Annotated in this window: 16 protein-coding genes; 11 read left to right on the top strand and 5 right to left on the bottom strand. The window is 69.9% G+C overall.

The window, feature by feature from the left end; all coding sequences use genetic code 11:
• Positions 1 to 193 precede the first annotated feature (193 nt).
• From AB0P41_RS28150 to AB0P41_RS28130, 5 genes are all read left to right on the top strand, one after another.
• Positions 194 to 1,456: a sugar ABC transporter substrate-binding protein gene (locus tag AB0P41_RS28150; protein WP_356710632.1), complete on the top strand. Its 1,263-nt coding sequence runs from the start codon at positions 194 to 196 to the stop codon at positions 1,454 to 1,456.
• 11 nt (positions 1,457 to 1,467) lie between these two features.
• Positions 1,468 to 2,439, top strand: a complete 972-nt coding sequence (locus AB0P41_RS28145; protein WP_356710630.1) for a sugar ABC transporter permease — start codon at positions 1,468 to 1,470, stop codon at positions 2,437 to 2,439.
• A gap of 5 nt (positions 2,440 to 2,444) precedes the next feature.
• Entirely contained in the window at positions 2,445 to 3,299 is an 855-nt protein-coding gene (locus AB0P41_RS28140) for a carbohydrate ABC transporter permease (protein WP_365934817.1), read from the top strand.
• Positions 3,300 to 3,308: 9 nt separating this feature from the next.
• Positions 3,309 to 4,688 carry a GH1 family beta-glucosidase gene (locus AB0P41_RS28135; protein ID WP_356710626.1) on the top strand — a complete coding sequence of 460 codons (1,380 nt, stop codon included), beginning with the start codon at positions 3,309 to 3,311 and terminating at the stop codon, positions 4,686 to 4,688.
• Between the two features lie 138 nt (positions 4,689 to 4,826).
• On the top strand, positions 4,827 to 5,840 hold the full coding sequence (locus tag AB0P41_RS28130; RefSeq protein ID WP_356710624.1) for a YihY/virulence factor BrkB family protein: 1,014 nt from the start codon (positions 4,827 to 4,829) through the stop codon (positions 5,838 to 5,840).
• 30 nt (positions 5,841 to 5,870) lie between these two features.
• Here AB0P41_RS28130 and AB0P41_RS28125 read toward each other — a convergent pair whose 3' ends face one another.
• Together AB0P41_RS28125 and acnA are read right to left on the bottom strand one after the other, a co-directional pair.
• Positions 5,871 to 7,100, bottom strand: coding sequence for an ROK family protein (locus tag AB0P41_RS28125; RefSeq protein WP_356710622.1), 1,230 nt, complete (start codon positions 7,098 to 7,100; stop codon positions 5,871 to 5,873).
• A gap of 70 nt (positions 7,101 to 7,170) precedes the next feature.
• A complete protein-coding gene (acnA, locus tag AB0P41_RS28120; RefSeq protein WP_365934815.1) occupies positions 7,171 to 9,891 on the bottom strand; it encodes an aconitate hydratase AcnA in 2,721 nt (906 codons plus the stop codon).
• A 291-nt stretch (positions 9,892 to 10,182) separates the two neighbouring features.
• Here acnA and AB0P41_RS28115 point away from each other — a divergent pair, with 291 nt between their 5' ends.
• From AB0P41_RS28115 to AB0P41_RS28100, 4 genes are all read left to right on the top strand, one after another.
• On the top strand, positions 10,183 to 10,845 hold the full coding sequence (locus tag AB0P41_RS28115; RefSeq protein WP_365934813.1) for a GNAT family N-acetyltransferase: 663 nt from the start codon (positions 10,183 to 10,185) through the stop codon (positions 10,843 to 10,845).
• Positions 10,846 to 10,917: 72 nt separating this feature from the next.
• Entirely contained in the window at positions 10,918 to 11,115 is a 198-nt protein-coding gene (locus AB0P41_RS28110; RefSeq protein ID WP_356710616.1) for a DUF4236 domain-containing protein, read from the top strand.
• 209 nt (positions 11,116 to 11,324) lie between these two features.
• A complete protein-coding gene (locus AB0P41_RS28105; protein WP_356710614.1) occupies positions 11,325 to 12,854 on the top strand; it encodes a UDP-N-acetylglucosamine 1-carboxyvinyltransferase in 1,530 nt (509 codons plus the stop codon).
• Positions 12,855 to 13,088: 234 nt separating this feature from the next.
• Entirely contained in the window at positions 13,089 to 13,274 is a 186-nt protein-coding gene (locus AB0P41_RS28100; protein ID WP_365934812.1) for a hypothetical protein, read from the top strand.
• Positions 13,275 to 13,411: 137 nt separating this feature from the next.
• On the opposite strand, the gene AB0P41_RS28095 is transcribed toward AB0P41_RS28100, so the two are convergent.
• The gene (locus AB0P41_RS28095) at positions 13,412 to 14,185 is read right to left on the bottom strand and encodes a calcium-binding protein (protein WP_365934810.1); all 774 of its coding nucleotides are present in this window, start codon (positions 14,183 to 14,185) and stop codon (positions 13,412 to 13,414) included.
• A 350-nt stretch (positions 14,186 to 14,535) separates the two neighbouring features.
• On the opposite strand from AB0P41_RS28095, the gene AB0P41_RS28090 reads away from it, so the two are divergent.
• A complete protein-coding gene (locus tag AB0P41_RS28090; RefSeq protein ID WP_365934808.1) occupies positions 14,536 to 15,141 on the top strand; it encodes a lytic polysaccharide monooxygenase in 606 nt (201 codons plus the stop codon).
• 251 nt (positions 15,142 to 15,392) lie between these two features.
• Here AB0P41_RS28090 and AB0P41_RS28085 read toward each other — a convergent pair whose 3' ends face one another.
• Positions 15,393 to 15,830 (bottom strand): MerR family transcriptional regulator, encoded by a 438-nt coding sequence (locus tag AB0P41_RS28085; RefSeq protein ID WP_356710606.1) that lies wholly within the window; start codon positions 15,828 to 15,830, stop codon positions 15,393 to 15,395.
• A gap of 155 nt (positions 15,831 to 15,985) precedes the next feature.
• On the opposite strand from AB0P41_RS28085, the gene AB0P41_RS28080 reads away from it, so the two are divergent.
• A complete protein-coding gene (locus AB0P41_RS28080) occupies positions 15,986 to 17,059 on the top strand; it encodes an alkene reductase (protein ID WP_365934806.1) in 1,074 nt (357 codons plus the stop codon).
• A gap of 58 nt (positions 17,060 to 17,117) precedes the next feature.
• Here AB0P41_RS28080 and AB0P41_RS28075 read toward each other — a convergent pair whose 3' ends face one another.
• On the bottom strand, positions 17,118 to 17,726 hold the full coding sequence (locus AB0P41_RS28075) for a TetR/AcrR family transcriptional regulator (RefSeq protein WP_365934804.1): 609 nt from the start codon (positions 17,724 to 17,726) through the stop codon (positions 17,118 to 17,120).
• Between the last annotated feature and the right edge of the window lie 22 nt (positions 17,727 to 17,748).

The raw sequence follows: 17,748 nt of genomic DNA, 5'->3' as shown, positions 1-17,748 counted from the left end.
GCTCGCCATGGAACACCTCATCGGCGTCCGCTGACCCCACCCCCCGGCGCCCGGCCGACCTGCCGGGCGCCCGCCACTTCCCCGCCGTGGCACCGCCGTGGCACCGCAGGATTCGCGCAGGGGCTTGACGAGCAGCCCGTGGGAGCGTTCCCATGGACCGGCCCCGGCCCCCTCTCACCGCAAGGGCACCACCGTGACAGAACCTTCCCCCGACGGGCGGACCGGACGCCGTACCCGTCGCAGCAGGCGGATCGTCGTCCCTCTCACCGTCGTCTCCGCGATCGTCGCCGGCACCGTCCTGTCGGGGTGCGGCCAGCAGCGGGACGAGGACGTCTACACCGTCATGAACTCCTCGACCGACGAGTCGTACCACCGCTGGGACGGTGACACCCTCGAGCGCTGCAGCAAGAAGCTCGGGATCACCATCGAGCAGCAGAGCGTGCCGGCCGCGCAGTTGATGACGAAGGCGCTGCGCATGGCGTCCTCGAAGTCGCTGCCGGACGTCCTCCAGCTGGACGCGTCCGAGATGCCGACCTTCGCCGAGGCCGGTGGCCTGATCCCGCTCAAGGACCTCGGGCTGACCACGACGGACATCCCCGAGGGGATCGTCGACTTCGGCTCGTTCGACGGGGAGTACTACGGGGCCGCGCGCACGGTGAACACACTGGCGCTGTTCTACAACAAGGACACCCTCGACGAGGCCGGCCTGGAGGTGCCCACCACCTGGGCCGAGATGCAGTCGACGGCCAAGAAGCTGACCCAGGGCAAGCGGTACGGCCTGGCGCTGAGCGCGGGCGGCGCGGAGGACGGCGTCTTCCAGTTCACCCCGTTCATGTGGTCCAACGGCGGCGACGAGTCGAAGCTCGACACCCCCGAGGTCGCCGGGGCGCTGGACTACTGGAAGGCACTCCTGAAGGACGGCTCGCTCTCCAAGTCCACGGTCAACTGGACCCAGGCCGATGTGAACGACCAGTTCATGGCCGGCAACGCGGCCATGATGATCAACGGCCCGTGGCAGGTCGAGACCCTGAACTCCAAGAAGGGGCTCAACTGGGGCATCGCCGAGATCCCGGTGCCCGAGGCGGGCGACGACTCGGTCGGCCCGCTGGGCGGCGGCGTGCTCACCGTGCCCAACACCGGGGACACCGAGCGCGAGAAGACGGCTGCCAAGATCATCGGCTGCATGTCGGGCGAGCAGGAGGAGATCACCTACGCCCTGAACAGCTGGATGGTCCCCGCGAACACCAAGGCCGCCGCCGAGTGGCGCAAGAAGGTCCCCGAGCTGGCCGCGCTCGCCGGACAGGTCTCGACGGCCCGGTCGCGTACGGCGAAGGTCGGTGCGCAGTGGTCGTCGGTGTCGCTCGCCCTGCAGAGCGCCTTCCAGTCCGCGCTCACCGGCGAATCCAGCGAGGCCGCTCTGAAGCGTGCCCAGCAGCAGGTCACGAGCGGGAACTGAGGTAACGAACCATGTCATCCACCACAGCCTCAGCCGCCGCACCGCCGGCCGACCCGAAGGCCCCCGCGGCCGGCGCGGTCAGGAAGCCCGTGAACCCGCGGAGCGCCAAGCGGCGCAAGTCGCTGGCCCAGTGGGGGTTCATCGCCCCCGCCGTGATCTTCATGGCGCTGTTCTTCGGCTACCCGCTCGTCCGCAACATCGTGATGAGCTTCCAGGACTACTCGCCGTCCACCTTCTTCACCGGCGAGGCGCCGTTCAACGGCTTCGACAACTGGAGCAACGTCTTCAACGACGGGCTGTTCGGCAAGGCCCTCTGGCAGACGATCCTCTTCACCGTCGGATCGCTCGTCGGCCAGTTCTGCATCGGTCTGGCCCTCGCGGTCTTCTTCACCCGCCGCTTCCCGCTCAACGGGATCCTGCGCTCGCTGATCCTGCTTCCGTGGCTGGTCCCGATGGTCGTCTCCGGCATCGTCTGGCGGCGCATCTTCGACCAGGACACCGGTGTCCTCAACTCCTTCCTGGGCACCGTCGGCCTCCCCGGTGACACCCCGTGGCTGACGAGCACCAGCATGGCGCTGGTCTCGGTGATCCTGGTGAACATCTGGATCGGCATCCCGTTCAACATGGTGATCCTCTACGGCGGCCTCCAGGAGGTCCCGAAGGAGCTGAGCGAGGCCGCCGCGCTCGACGGCGCGTCCGCCTGGCGTACGTTCCGCTCGGTCACCCTGCCCATGCTCAAGCCCGTCATCACCGTGGTGCTGGTGCTCGGCTTCATGTCGACGGTCAAGATCCTCGACCTGGTCCTCGCCCTCACCGACGGCGGGCCCGCCGACTCCACGCAGACGCTCGGCACGCTCACGTACCAGAACTCCTTCGTCCAGATGGACTTCGGGGCCGGTGCCGTGGTCGGCAACATCCTGATCCTGATCTCCGCCGTCTTCGCGGTGTTCTACCTGCGGGTCAACCGCAACGAGGGGAAGTGACCGGCATGGCGACCACCACCCAGATCCCCGCCGCCCCGGCACCCGCCGTCCACCGGCCCAAGCGCCGCTGGGGTGCGACCGTCTTCGGCGTCGTCGTCCTCGCGGTCATGCTGTTCCCGCTGTACTGGATGATCAACACCGCGCTGCAGCCGGACGCGAGCCTGGTCGACGTGGGCCCGGTCCCCACGGGCATCGACTTCTCCGGTTTCACGTCCGCCATCACGGAGCAGGGCGGCAACCTGCTGACCTCACTGGCCGTGGCGCTCGGCGCCGTCGCCATCTGTCTGGCGATCTCCGCGCCGGCGGCGTACGGCCTCGCGCAGTTCAAGGTCCGTGGCGGCAAGACGATCGTCTTCGGCACGCTCATCACCCAGATGGTGCCGGGCATCGTCATCGCCAACGCCCTGTACAGCGCGTACGTGGACCTCGGCCTGGTCAACTCCTACTTCGGCCTGATGCTGGCGGACGCCTCGCTGGGCATCCCCTTCGCGATCGTGCTGATGCGGTCGTTCATGGTGTCGATCCCGCGCGAGGTCATCGAGGCCGCCGAGGTGGACGGCGCGGGCCGCGTCCGTACGTTCGTCCAGGTCGTCCTGCCGATGAGCCGCAACTCGCTGATCACCGCCGGGCTGTTCTCGTTCCTCTACGCGTGGAGCGACTTCATGTTCGCGCTCACGCTGAACACCACGGACGACGTCAAGCCGATCACCCTGGGCATCTACCAGTACATCGGCGCGCACGTCGGCGACTGGGGCTCGGTCATGGCCGCGTCCGTGCTCTCGGCCGTGCCCGCCGCGGTCCTCCTCGTCCTGTCCCAGAAGTACATCGCCGCCGGGATCACCGGCGGCTCGGTCAAGTAAGGGTTCTCCATGAGTGACTTCCCGGTCTTCCCGCCCGGTTTCGTCTTCGGTGCGGCCACGGCCTCGTACCAGATCGAGGGCGCCGTGGAGGAAGACGGCCGCGGCCCGTCCATCTGGGACACCTACAGCCACACGCCCGGCAGGACGGACGGCGGCGACACCGGTGACGTGGCCTGCGACCACTACCACCGCTACCCGGAGGACGTGGCGCTGCTGCGCGACCTGGGCGTGGAGTCGTACCGGTTCTCCATCGCCTGGTCCCGGATCCAGGCCACGGGCAGCGGGGCGGTCAACCCGAAGGGGCTGGACTTCTACTCCCGGCTCGTCGACTCGCTCCTGGAGGCGGGCATCGAGCCGGCCGCCACCCTCTACCACTGGGACCTGCCGCAGGCCCTGGAGGACAAGGGCGGCTGGCGCGTACGGGAGACGGCTGAGCGCTTCGGCGAGTACACGGCGATCATGGCCGAGCACCTGGGTGACCGGGTGCCGCGCTGGATCACCCTCAACGAGCCCTGGTGCAGCGCGTTCCTCGGCTACTCCGTCGGCCGGCACGCGCCGGGCGCCAAGGAGGGCCGCGGGGCCCTGGCCGCCGCGCACCACCTGCTGGTCGGTCACGGGCACGCGATGAGCGCGCTGCGCGCGGCGGGCGTCCGCGAGGCGGGCATCACGCTCAACCTGGACCGCAACGTCCCGGCCACGGAGTCGGACGCCGACCTCGCCGCCGTCGTCCGCGCGGACACCCAGCACAACCTGGTGTGGACCGAGCCGATCCTCGCGGGCCGCTACCCGGCCACGGAGGAGGAGACCTGGGGCGAGCTGATCACCGGCCAGGACTTCCGCCGCGAGGGCGACCTGGAGCTGATCTCCCAGCCGATGGACTTCCTGGGCATCAACTACTACCGGCCGATCGTGGTCGCCGCCGCCCCGCACCGCGAGGCGGACCCGGCGCTGCGCGTGGCCACGGACAACCGTTACGCCGAGGGGAACTACCCGGACGTCCGCAAGACGGCCATGGGCTGGCCGGTCGTCCCGGAGTCGTTCACCGACCTGCTGACCGTGCTGAAGCAGACGTACGGCGACGCCCTCCCGCCGGTGCACATCACGGAGAACGGCTCGGCGGAGTTCGACAGCGTCGAGGCGGACGGCTCCATCCACGACGCGGACCGGGTGGAGTACCTGCGCACCCATCTGACGGCGCTGCGCGCGGCGATGGACGCCGGTGTCGACGTACGCGGGTACTACGTGTGGTCGCTGCTGGACAACTTCGAGTGGGCGCTGGGCTATGCGAAGCGGTTCGGGATCATCCGGGTCGACTACGACACCCTGGAGCGCACCCCGAAGGACAGCTACCGCTGGTATCAGCAGCTGATCGCGGCGCACAAGGCCTGATCGCGCGGTTACGGCTTGCGGGCCCGGGACGGCTGGACAGCCGTCCCGGGCCCGTGTGTGTCTCCCGCCGCCGGACGGCTCCCGGGGGAATCCCGGCTCAGCCGGTTTCCGTCCGGCCGGGGCGGTTACCGGAGTCCCATGGCACGGACACCGGAACCCCAGGCTCACCCCACCCACGTCGGTCCGGACCCGGAGGTGGAGCGCGACGCTCCCGACGGGCCGGCCGCCATGCCCAGGAGGTCGTGGTGGGCGGTATTGAAGCGCACGGTAGGTGAGTTCACGGACGACGAACTCGCCGACCGGGCCGCCGCCCTGACCTACTACAGCGTCCTCTCGCTCTTCCCGGCACTGCTCGTCCTGGTGTCCCTGCTCGGTATCGCGGGCGAGTCCGCCACCCAGCAGGTGATGGACAACCTGCAGAAGCTCGCCCCCGGGCCGGTCCGGGACATCCTTTCGGGAGCGGTGCAGCAGCTCCAGGGCAACGGCGGCACGGGGTCGCTGATGGCCGTCGTCGGTCTGCTGCTGGCGGTGTGGTCGGCCTCCGGTTACATCGCGGCGTTCATCCGTTCCTCCAACGTCGTCTACGACATGCCCGAGGGGCGGCCGGTGTGGAAGGTGCTGCCGCTGCGCCTGGCGCTGACGGTGACCCTGATGGTGCTGGCGGTCGTCAGCGCCCTGATCGTGGTGTTCACCGGCCCCGTCGCCCAGAAGGCCGGTTCCGCCCTGGGGGTCGGCGGCCCCGCCATGACGGCCTGGTCGATCGCGAAGTGGCCGGTCCTGGTCCTGCTCGTCGTCGTGATGATCGCGCTCCTGTACTGGGCCGCGCCGAACGCCAGGGGGCGGGGCTTCAAGTGGGTGACGCCCGGCAGCTTCCTCGCCCTGCTGCTCTGGATGATCGCCTCGGCCGGCTTCGCGCTGTACGTGGCGTACTTCTCCTCGTACAACAAGACGTACGGCGCCCTCGCCGGCGTGATCATCTTCCTGGTGTGGCTCTGGATCACCAACCTGGCGATCCTGCTCGGTCTCGAATTCGACGCGGAGATGGCCCGCCAGCGAGCCATCGACGGCGGCCACCCCGAAGCCGAGGAGCCGTACGTGGAGCCGCGCGACACCGCCAAGTGGTCCGAGGAGGAACGCCGCGAGCTCGGCTGAGAACCTCCGGACGGCTGCGGGGCCGGGCGGTCAACGCATCGCGTACGCCGCCGGGTTCTCCAGCACCTCGTGCATCACCCGGGCCGCCGCGCCCCGCGCCGCGTCGCCGGAGAGGGAGGAGGCGCGCAGCCGGCTGCCGTTCGCGTGCCAGCGGCCCGAGACGACCCGTGCGGTGAGCTGGGCGTCCGCGGACACCTCCAGCCAGGGCATCAGGTTGCGGTAGATCCCGCCCAGGACGACGGCCTCCGGGTCGAAGAGGTTCACCGCGCCGGCCAGCACCACGCCCATCCGGTCCCCCGCCTCCCGGAGCGCCGAGACGGCCCGCTTCTCGCCTGCCGCCGCCCGCTGCTCCAGCTCGTCGATGCCGCGCACGCCCGTGTCCGGGTCGATCCCGGCCGCTCGCAGCAGGGCCGCCCGGCCGGCGTACTGTTCCAGGCAGCCGTGCGCGCCGCACCGGCAAAGGGGGCCCCGCGGGTCGACGACGACGTGCCCGATCTCACCGGCGAACCCGTGGGCGCCCCGGAGCATCTCGCCGTTCACCACGAGCGCGCCGCCCACGCCGATCTCACCGGTGAGATAGAGGAAGGTGCGTACGCCGCCGAGTCCGCCGAACCACAGCTCCGCGAGGGCCGCCAGATTGGCCTCGTTGTCGGAGCCGACGGCCAGCGCCCGCCCGGCCGGACGCAGGGTGCTGAGTGCCTGCCCGAAGATGCCCTCGGCGGCGACCCTGCTCCAGCCGAGGTTCGGGGCCTGCCGGACGACACCGCCGGAGACCAGGCCGGGCAGGGCCAGCTCGACGCCGACCACCCGCAGTTCCTGTTCCCGGGTGGAGGCGATGACCCGGTTGGTGAGCCGGGCGGCGTGGGCCAGGACCTCGGCGGGCGGGACGTCCCGGTGGTCGGTGTGCTCGGTGACCCGGACCCGGTCGGTGCCGGTGAGGTCGACGGCGCACACGGAGACGTAGTCGATGTTGATCTCCACGCCGAGTCCCGCCGGGCCGGTGCGGGAGAGCTTCAGCACGGTGCCGGGGCGGCCGGCCGATCCGCTGGAGGTCTTGCCGGACTCGCTGAGGCAGTCCAGCGCGAGCAGCTCCTCGACGAGCGAGGACACGGCGGCCCTGGTCAGCCCCACGAGGCTCGCCACCCGTGCCCGGGTGACCTCGCCCTCGTCACGGACGGTCCGCAGGACCAGGCTGAGGTTGTGGCGGCGCACGGACTCGTGTCCGGCCTTGGCCGCCGGCGAGGTGAGGGTGTTCTTCATCAGACCTTCGAGCCTAACGGCGAAGGGCCGCACCCCGGGGGGTGCGGCCCTCGCTCACTTCGCGGTGCCCTTACTTGCGGATCAGGCTGCGGAGGACGTACTGCAGGATGCCGCCGTTGCGGTAGTAGTCCGCCTCACCGGGGGTGTCGATGCGGACGACGCCGTCGAACTCCACACCGGTGTCGGTGGTGACCTTGACGGTGCGCGGCGTGGTGCCGTTGTTCAGCTCGGTCACGCCGGCGAAGGAGAAGGTCTCCTCACCGGTCAGGCCGAGCGACTCGGCGGTGTGGCCCTCGGGGAACTGGAGCGGGAGGACGCCCATGCCGATGAGGTTCGAGCGGTGGATGCGCTCGTAGGACTCGGCGATGACGGCCTTGACGCCCAGGAGCGCGGTGCCCTTGGCCGCCCAGTCACGGGACGAGCCGGAGCCGTACTCCTTGCCCGCCAGGATGACGAGCGGGGTGCCCGCGGCCTGGTAGTTCTGGGAGGCGTCGTAGATGAACGACACGGGGGCACCTTCATCGGACCGCGTGAAGTCGCGGGTGAAGCCGCCCTCGGTGCCCGGCGCGATCTGGTTGCGCAGGCGGATGTTGGCGAAGGTGCCGCGGATCATGACCTCGTGGTTGCCACGGCGCGAGCCGTAGGAGTTGAAGTCGCGGCGCTCGATGCCGTGCTCCGTGAGGTACTTGCCGGCCGGGGTGTCGGCCTTGATCGCACCGGCCGGGGAGATGTGGTCGGTGGTGACCGAGTCGCCGAGCTTGGCGAGCACCCGGGCGCCGGTGATGTCCTCGACCGGGGACGTCTCCATCGTCATGCCCTCGAAGTACGGGGGCTTGCGCACGTAGGTGGACTCGGAGTCCCACTCGAAGGTGTTGCCGGTCGGGATCGACAGGGCCTGCCACTGGGCGTCGCCCGCGAAGACGTCCTGGTAGGACTTGTTGAACATGTCCTCGCCGATGGAGTTGGCGACGACGTCGTTGACCTCGGCCTCGGAGGGCCAGATGTCCTGGAGGAAGACGGGCTTGCCGTCCTGGTCGACGCCGAGGGCGTCCTTGGTGATGTCGACCTTCATCGAGCCGGCGATGGCGTACGCGACGACCAGCGGCGGGGACGCCAGGTAGTTCATCTTGACGTCGGGGTTGATCCGGCCCTCGAAGTTGCGGTTGCCGGAGAGCACCGAGGTCACGGCCAGGTCGTGGTCGTTGACCGCCTTCGAGACCTCTTCCGGCAGCGGGCCGGAGTTGCCGATGCAGGTGGTGCAGCCGTAACCGACGAGGTTGAAGCCGACCTTGTCGAGGTAGGGGGTCAGGCCCGCCTTGTCGAAGTAGTCGGTGACGACCTTCGAGCCCGGGGCGAGGGTGGTCTTGACCCACGGCTTGCGGGTCAGGCCCTTCTCGACGGCCTTCTTCGCCACGAGCGCCGCGGCGACCATGACGTACGGGTTCGAGGTGTTGGTGCAGGAGGTGATCGCGGCGACGGTGACGGCGCCGTGGTCGAGCTCGTACGTCGTGCCGTCGGGGGCGGTGACGGTGACCGGGTTCGACGGGACGCCGTTGGAGGCGGCGGGGGCGTCGGAGGCCGGGAAGGACTCCTTGCCCGCCTCCTCGTCGTCCGCGACGTAGTTGCGGACGTCCTGGGCGAACTGCGCCTTGGCGTTCGCGAGGACGATGCGGTCCTGCGGGCGCTTCGGACCGGCGATGGAGGGGACGACCGTGGAGAGGTCGAGCTCCAGCTTCTCGGAGAAGTCCGGCTCGGCGGCCGGGTCGAGCCAGAGGCCCTGCTCCTTGGCGTACGCCTCGACGAGCGCGACCTGCTGCGCGTCACGGCCGGTCAGGCGGAGGTACTTCAGCGTCTCGTCGTCGATCGGGAAGATCGCGGCGGTGGAGCCGAACTCCGGCGACATGTTGCCGATGGTGGCGCGGTTCGCGAGGGAGGTGGCGGCGACGCCCTCACCGTAGAACTCGACGAACTTGCCGACGACGCCGTGCTTGCGGAGCATCTCGGTGATGGTCAGCACGAGGTCGGTGGCGGTGGTGCCGGCCGGGAGCTCGCCGGTCAGCTTGAAGCCGACGACGCGCGGGATGAGCATGGAGACCGGCTGGCCGAGCATCGCGGCCTCGGCCTCGATGCCGCCGACGCCCCAGCCCAGCACGCCGAGGCCGTTGACCATCGTGGTGTGCGAGTCGGTGCCGACGAGGGTGTCGGGGTACGCCTGGCCGTTACGCACCATGACCGTGCGGGCCAGGTGCTCGATGTTGACCTGGTGGACGATGCCGGTGCCCGGGGGGACGACCTTGAACTCGTCGAAGGCGGTCTGGCCCCAGCGCAGGAACTGGTAGCGCTCCTTGTTGCGGCCGTACTCCAGCTCGACGTTCTGGGAGAACGCGTCGTTGGTGCCGAACTTGTCGGCGATGACGGAGTGGTCGATGACCAGCTCGGCCGGGGCCAGCGGGTTGATCTTCGTGGCGTCGCCGCCGAGCTCCTTGACGGCCTCACGCATGGTGGCGAGGTCCACGACACACGGGACACCCGTGAAGTCCTGCATGATCACGCGGGCCGGCGTGAACTGGATCTCCTGGCTGGGCTGGGCCTGGGAGTCCCAGCCGCCGAGCGCACGGATGTGGTCGGCGGTGATGTTCGCGCCGTCCTCCGTGCGGAGCAGGTTCTCCAGCAGCACCTTCAGGCTGTAAGGGAGGCGCGCGGAGCCCTCGACCTTGTCCAGCTTGAAGATCTCGTACGACTCGTCACCCACGCGCAGCGTGCTGCGGGCGTCGAAGCTGTTCGCCGACACGACAGTCTCCTTCTTCAATGTGCGCGTTCAACCGCGCCGCGCCTCATGTGCGGCCGGCGCCGCCTGCGGCCCCCACCATCCGCTAAGGTAAGGATTAGTTAGGTAACCCTTACCGAGCGGCGGCTGCGGTGCGCCTCGGCAGATATCTCGATGTCGAGATAACTCTAGTACATAGCCGCCGCGCGGTCATGCCCGGGCGCCCGTGTCCCGCGCCGCACCGCGACGGCGCGCGGGCGGGACCGGTACATTTCGAAGCCGACCACGCCCGACCACCCCGCCCGGGAAGGCGCCGTGCACTTCACCACCACCTCCGAGGCCGTACGCGCGTGGGTCCAGGGCTGGGCCCTCTCACGGGGAGCGGCCGAACCGGACCCCTCGCCCTGGGGCTTCACCGTGAGCACGGGTCCTCCCGCACACGCCACGAGCCACGTCCTGACCGTCGCCGACGCGGCGACGGTGCGGGAGATCGCCGAGGGCCCGGCCAGGCCCGGCGTCCGGCTGAAGGCCTTCGTACGGACGGAGTCGCTCGCGTCCTGGATCGCACCCGGCTGGTCCGTCGCCGACGAACCCGGCTACCTGATGTCCGCCCCGCTCCACCCCGCCCGCGCCCCGGCTCCCCTCCCCCACGGCTACCGGCTCCGCACCTGGACGCACGACGGCGTCACCCACGCCCGGGTGTGCGCGGACGACGGCACGCCTGCCGCGCGGGGCCAGGCGGCCGTCACCGGCGTCACCGCCGTCGTCGACAAGGTCGAGACCCAGCCCGCCCACCGGCGCCGCGGTCTCGGCCGCCTGATCATGCGCACGCTGACCGACGCGGCCGCCGAGCAGGGCGCGACGGCCGGTCTGCTGGCCTCGTCGGCGGAGGGGCGGGCCCTGTACGAGAGCACGGGATGGGCCGTATCGGCACCCCTGGCCAACGCCCTGCGAGGACCGGACCCGGCGCGGCGCTGACCACGCCCTCGGGGCCCGTGCGCATGACCCGGCGGCTTCGGGATACCCGTACTCCTGACAGAGGAGGCACAGATGCCGCTCACCTTCCGCAAGAGCTTCCAGATCCTCCCGGGCGTCCGGGTGAACATCAACCGCCGCTCGTGGTCCGTCACCACCGGCGGACGGCACGGGCCGAGGCGCACCACGAGCAGCACGGGCCGGCGCACCACTTCCATGGATCTGCCGGGCCCGTTCGGCTGGCGCCGGACGACGCGCCGCCGCCGCGGCTGACCCCGGCTCACGTCGCGGGCCCGGCCGGCCTTCACCCGGCCGGGCTTCACCCCGTCGGCCTCACCCGTTCGGCCGAGCTCCGCACGCCGGGGCGCCGGGGACGTCCGACCCTTCAAACAGGCGCCCCCACACGGCCGGGCACCCGACCGTCACCCGAACCCCACACCCCCGGCACGAGCTTCATCTCATATCTGAGATAGCGTGCAGCCATGGAAGACGACTACCTCGCACGTATCGGCAAGCTCATCCGTGACGCCCGTCAGCATCGTGGCTGGACACAGAGTCAGCTCGCCGAGGCGCTGGCGACGAGCCAGAGCGCCGTCAACCGCATCGAACGCGGCAACCAGAACATCAGCCTTGAGATGATCGCCCGCATCGGCGAGGCCCTCGACAGCGAGATCGTGTCGCTCGGCTACGCCGGTCCCATGCACCTGCGGGTCGTGGGTGGCCGTCGGCTCTCGGGATCCATCGACGTCAAGACGAGCAAGAACGCCTGTGTCGCGCTGCTCTGCGGTTCACTGCTCAACAAGGGCCGCACCGTGCTGCGCCGGGTGGCCCGCATCGAGGAGGTCTTCCGGCTGCTGGAGGTCCTCAACTCCATCGGCGTACGCACCCGGTGGATCAACGACGGTGTCGACCTCGAGATCCTGCCGCCCGACCGGCTCGAGCTGGAGTCCATCGACGCCGACGCCGCGCGCCGGACCCGCTCCATCATCATGTTCCTCGGCCCGCTGCTGCACCGCGAGGACCGCTTCACCCTGCCGTACGCCGGCGGCTGCGACCTCGGCACGCGCACGATCGAGCCGCACATGATCGCGCTGCGCCGCTTCGGCCTGGAGATCGCCGCGACCGACGGGCTCTACCACGCCCAGGTCGACCACGAGGTCCGGCCGGGCCGCCCGATCGTCCTCACCGAGCGCGGCGACACGGTGACCGAGAACGCGCTGCTGGCCGCCGCCCGGCACGACGGCACGACGGTCATCCGTAACGCGTCCTCCAACTACATGGTCCAGGACCTGTGCTTCTTCCTGGAGTCGCTCGGCGTACGCGTCGACGGCGTCGGGACGACGACCCTCACGGTGCACGGGGTGCCGGAGATCGACGTGGACGTCGACTACTCCCCTTCGGAGGACCCGGTCGAGGCGATGAGCCTGCTGGCCGCCGCCGTGGTGACGGAGTCCGAGCTGACGATCCGCCGGGTCCCGATCGAGTTCCTGGAGATCGAGCTCGCGGTCCTGGAGGAGATGGGCGTCGACTGCGACCGCACGGCGGAGTACGCCGCCGACAACGGCCGCACCCGGCTGGTGGACCTGACGGTCCGGCCCTCCAAGCTGGAGGCGCCCATCGACAAGATCCACCCGATGCCCTTCCCCGGGCTGAACATCGACAACGTGCCGTTCTTCGCGGCGATCGCGGCGTCCGCGCACGGCAAGACCCTGATCCACGACTGGGTCTACGACAACCGCGCGATCTACCTCACCGACCTCAACCGCCTCGGCGGCCGGCTCCAGCTCCTGGACCCCCACCGCGTCCTGGTCGAGGGCCCGACCCGCTGGCGCGCCGCCGAGATGATGTGCCCGCCCGCCCTGCGCCCGGCGGTGGTGGTACTGCTGGCGATGATGGCGGCCGAGGGCACGTCCGTGCTCCGCAACGTCTATGTCATCAACCGGGGTTACGAGGAGCTGGCGGAGCGGCTTAACTCGGTGGGCGCGCAGATCGAGATCTTCCGGGACATCTGAGAGTCCTCAGAAGAAGCGCCGCCATCCCCTCACTGAACTGCGTAAAAGCGAAGCGGGAGAGGAGGTGGCGGCGCCTCCGGGACTCTTCTGTGGCCTTCGGTCGGTATAAGAACCTCCAGCCACCATGACGGAGCCTGCATCACCCCGTGAGCCCACCGAGCGGCCTTTCCGGGGTGGTCGCCGAGGGCCTCCCTCTGTACCGGGGAGAAGTTCCGGCGGCCTCGGGAGGAGGACGTGATCGGGACCAGGGTCCGCGCCCTCGCCGACCGCAGAGCGCCTCGCGAACTGATCGACGTGTTCGCGGCCTCCAGCCGTCGGCCCGATGCCGAGCGCGAGAAGTTCGGCCGCCGTGACGCCTGCAGCCGCTTCGAGCGCCAGGAGCCGGCCGACTCGGAATCAGCCCTGACGCCGGTCGCCTGATGTGTCGCTTCCCGTCTGCCACCTGTTGTGGTCGGGGTCGCCAGGCGGTGATTCAGCGCCCGCGACGCTGTTCACGCCGCAGAACCAGAGCCTTCGCGGACTTCAGCGCCTCGGAGTCTTCGGGCAGCGAGCGGCGGCTACGGGAGGACGATGTCACGGCCGTCCCCGCCGTCGAGGTCGTCCTTCCCGGTGCCACCACAGACGAAGTCGTTGCCGCCTTCCCCGTGCACCATGTCGTCGCCGGAGCCGCCGAGCAGGATGTCCCGGCCGTCCCCGCCCATGACGTGGTCGTCACCGGAGCCTGCGTGCACGGTGTCGTCACCGCCGTAGCCCTCGATCATGTCATCGCCCCGGCCGCCCCACATCCGCTGGTTCCCGCTGTCACCCATCAGGTGGTCCATGCCATCCCCGCCGTGCAGGGTCGCGGGCCCCATGACCATGTCGTCCCCCGCGTCGCCCAGCACCGTGCGCGCGGTGTGGGCGTGCAGTTCGTCGTCGCCCGCGCCGCCGCTGACCGTGTTCATTCCGGGCGTGAAGGCGGCGATCGTGTCGTCGCCGTCGCCGAGGAAGACGTCGATCCTGTCGGGCCGTGTGCTGTCGGCGGGCAGTTCGCAGACGACGACGGTGGTGTCCTCGGCGCTGGAGTACGCGCAGTGCTCGCCCGGTTCCAGCGGGACCACGTCCCTGAAGCCGATCCGGCGGATCCCGTCGCTGGTGTACATCGGGTAGATGTTCAGGTCGTTGGTCTGCCCCGCAGCGGCGGTAAAGACGATCGTCTGGGTCTCCCAGTCGCCCCCCACGCGCGCCTTCGCCTCGGAGGCGGAGGCGGAGGCGACTGCAGGGCCGACGGCGAGGCCGGCTGATAACAGGGTCACGGTGACGGCGCTGGCGACGGCTCGGTTCCGGTTCATGAGACCTCAATCCCGGGGGGAGTGACGGTGGACCGATCTGCCCGGGGCCGCTCGGACCTGTTCGGCGTGGTGCTGCCGGGTACAGAGCGGGCCGGGGGATGAAGGCAGTCTCCTCGGTTGGTCCAGATCTGCAAGAGCGCAAACCGACGCGGTGTCACGACACATCCCCTGTCCGCCCGTTTTGTGATCAACTTCGTTCGTTTCATTGACACTTCACTCAGAAGTCGTACCGTTGGGAGCGCTCCCATCACAGCCTTGTCACTGGAAGGAGTTCCCCCCACATGCATAACAAGATTCCGTTAACCGGGCGTTCGAGGTCGTACCTCCGCCGGCCCCTCCAGGCATTCGTCATGCTGTTCGCCGTCGTCGCCGGCGCGCTGGCCTGGTCGTCCCCCGCCCAGGCCCACGGCACGATCGTCGGCCCCGCCACCCGCGCGTACCAGTGCTGGGAGACGTGGGGCAGCCATCACATGGACCCGGCCATGCAAGCGCAGGACCCCATGTGCTGGCAGGCCTGGCAGACCAATACCGACACCATGTGGAATTGGATGAGCGCGCTGCGCGACGGCCTCGGCGGCCAGTTCCAGGCGAAGACCCCCGACGGGACTCTCTGCAGCAACAACCTGTCCCGGAACGCCAGCCTGGACAAGCCCGGGGCGTGGAAGACCACCACGATCGGCAACAACTTCTCGGTGCACCTGTACGACCAGGCGTCCCACGGTGCCGACTACTTCAAGGTCTACGTGAGCAAGCAGGGCTTCGACCCCAAGACCCAGACCCTGGGCTGGGGCAACCTTGACTTCATCAAGCAGACCGGCAGCTACGCGCCTGCGCAGGACATCACGTTCCCTGTCCAGACCACCGGCTACACCGGACACCACATCGTGTTCGTGATCTGGCAGGCCTCGCACCTCGACCAGGCCTACATGTGGTGCAGCGACGTGAACTTCGACTGAGCCCAGGAGCGCCGCACGTGGCACCGGCCCCGGCCTACGCTCCCGAAGCGCTGTCCGGCCGGCCGAGCCCCGTCAGGGCAAGGGCACCTTGCCCTGACGGGGCTTCATATCTGGATGGCAGGGCAGAGCTGCATGTTCACGCCAATCTGGCCGTCGGCGAGAACTGAACCCCAGCAGACACCGGCTTTGACCGAACCCGTGCGGGCGGGCGAGAAGCTGCGGGACGACGACTCCACGCCCGCCGCGTCGGCTCACACGGAGGCGTGCCCTGAGGAGAGCGGCGACGCGTCCCGGGTCGCCGCCGATTCGTCCGCGGCGGGCGCCGTGTGCAGCAGGGACTCCCGGTGGGCGCGAGCCACGGTCACCATCCTGTCCAGGGTGCCCCGGGCTCGTAGGAGGTCGTCGATCTGCGCCGTGATCCGCTCGCGTTCGCGGGCCATCCGCTCCAGCGTGGCGTCGGAGTTGTGCGTGCTCGGGTTGTCGCGGCACGGCAGGAGTTCCGCGATGGTGCGGCTGGAGAGGTTGGCCGCGTACAGCCCCTGGATGAAGTGGACGCGCTCCACGTCGTGTTCTGTGTACTGCCGTTGTCCGCTCGGCGTACGCGTGCTGGTGAGCAGCCCCTGCTGCTCGTAGTAGCGCAGGGACCGCACGCTCACTCCGGCGCGTGCCGCGAGTTCTCCGATCCGCATGACTGCCTCCCGTGGTGGTCCACAGCGCCGCGGGTCCTGTGATGCGCCCCACACGGATCCGCGGCGTTCTCCGTTTGCCTCTGACATTGACGTCAGGTTTTAGCGTACCCATGTGCTTCGGCGAACGGAGCACTGTGTACGCGAGGAGAACCGATATGCCCTCCCTGTTCAGCAGTTACCGTCTCGGCGGGCTCACGCTGCCCAACCGGACCGTCATGGCTCCCATGAGCCGGGTCCGGGCCTCCGCCGGCGGTCTGGCCACTCCCTCGATGGCCAGCTACTACGCGCAGCGCGCATCGGCCGGTCTGATCGTCACGGAGGGCGTGCAGCCCAGTCGCGTCGGGCAGTCCAACCCGGGCACGCCCGGCCTGCACACCGACGAGCAGACGGATTCGTGGCGGCAGGTGACCGATGCCGTCCACACCGGCGGGGGACGCGTTTTCGCCCAGCTCATGCACGGCGGGCGGGTCTCGCACCACGAGACCACGGGCCTCCAGCCGGTCGGCCCGTCGGCCGTGGCAGGCGAGGGCAGCGTGTTCACCCCGAGCGGCCCCCAGCCGATGCCCGTGCCGCAAGCCCTGGGGACCGACGAGATCCCCGAGCACGTCCAGTCCTACGCCCACGCCGCCCGCCGCGCCGTCGACGCGGGCTTCGACGGGGTCGAACTGCACGGCGCCAACGGCTACCTGATCTCCCAGTTCCTGTCGTCCAACGCCAACCTGCGCGACGACCGCTACGGCGGCTCGATCAGCAACCGGATCCGTTTCGCCGTCGAGGCGGCCACCGCCACGGCCGAGGCCGTGGGCGCCGCCCGTACAGGGATCCGCCTGTCGCCCGGCGGCGGCATATGGGGTGTGACCGAGGACGACGCGGCGGAGCTGAACACCGCTCTGCTGACGGAACTGGCCCGCCTCGACCTCGCCTATGTGCACCTGGAGGCCACCGCCGACGAGGACGTTCTCCTCGGGCTGCGCAAGACCTGGCCGGGCACCCTCATCATGAGCCCGGCCATGCCCGGCGGCCCGAAGCAGGCCGGGCGGGCGGAAGCCGACCACTGGCTGGGTCTGGGTGCCGACCTGATCGCCTTCGGCCGCGGCTTCCTCGCCAACCCCGACCTGGTCGAACGGATGCGCTCGCGCCTGCCCATCGCGCCCGCCGACGAGAACACCTTCTACCAGGGCGGCGACGCCGGGTACCTCACCTACCCGACGTACCAGCACACGGCCTGACCGCCTCACCTCAGGTGACGGAGACCGGTACGCGGCACGGCGTCGGAGACCGCGGTCCTCAGGAGAGCGGCCAGGCGCGCAGGGCGGCGTCGGCCATCTCCTGGAGTTCGTCGCGGCCGACGTCGCTCGCGGCCTGTACGGCGATACCGAAGGCCAAGGTGGTGACGTAGCGGGCCAGTAGCCCTGGATCCGCGTCCGGAGGCAGGTCTCCGTCGTCGACGGCTCGCTGGAACCGCTCCCGGACGCAGGAACATCCGTTGTTACGCCAGGCGACGAGAATGTCCCGGACCGCCCGCCCGGAGTCCCCGGCGGCCAGGGCGCCCTGAACGCCCAGGCATCCCTGGGGGCGGGCCGGGCGGGTGGTGGTCCGCACGGTGCCGGCCAGGATCGCGGTGGCGACGCCGAGGGCGGTCGGCTCGTCCAGCGCCCGGGTGAGGTAGGCGCCCGGGCCTTCCGTGTAGCGCTCCAGGGCCTTGCGGAACAGCTCCTCCTTTTTGCCGAAGGCCGCGTACATGCTGGTGGTGGAGATGCCCATCGCATCCGTCAGGTTGGCCACGCTGGCTCCCTCGTAACCCTGCTCCCAGAAGACCAGCACGGCGCGTTCGAGAGCTTCGTCGACGTCAAATCCCCGCGGTCGGCCGATCGGGCCGCTCTGTTTCGTCGCCACCACCGCAGTCTACCGCTTCCGC

Origin of the sequence: Streptomyces sp. NPDC079167 (assembly GCF_040686735.1) — a bacterium.
Classification (GTDB): domain Bacteria; phylum Actinomycetota; class Actinomycetes; order Streptomycetales; family Streptomycetaceae; genus Streptomyces.
Note: the sequence above shows the minus strand (reverse complement) of the source record. Positions and strands in the feature narration are given on the sequence as shown.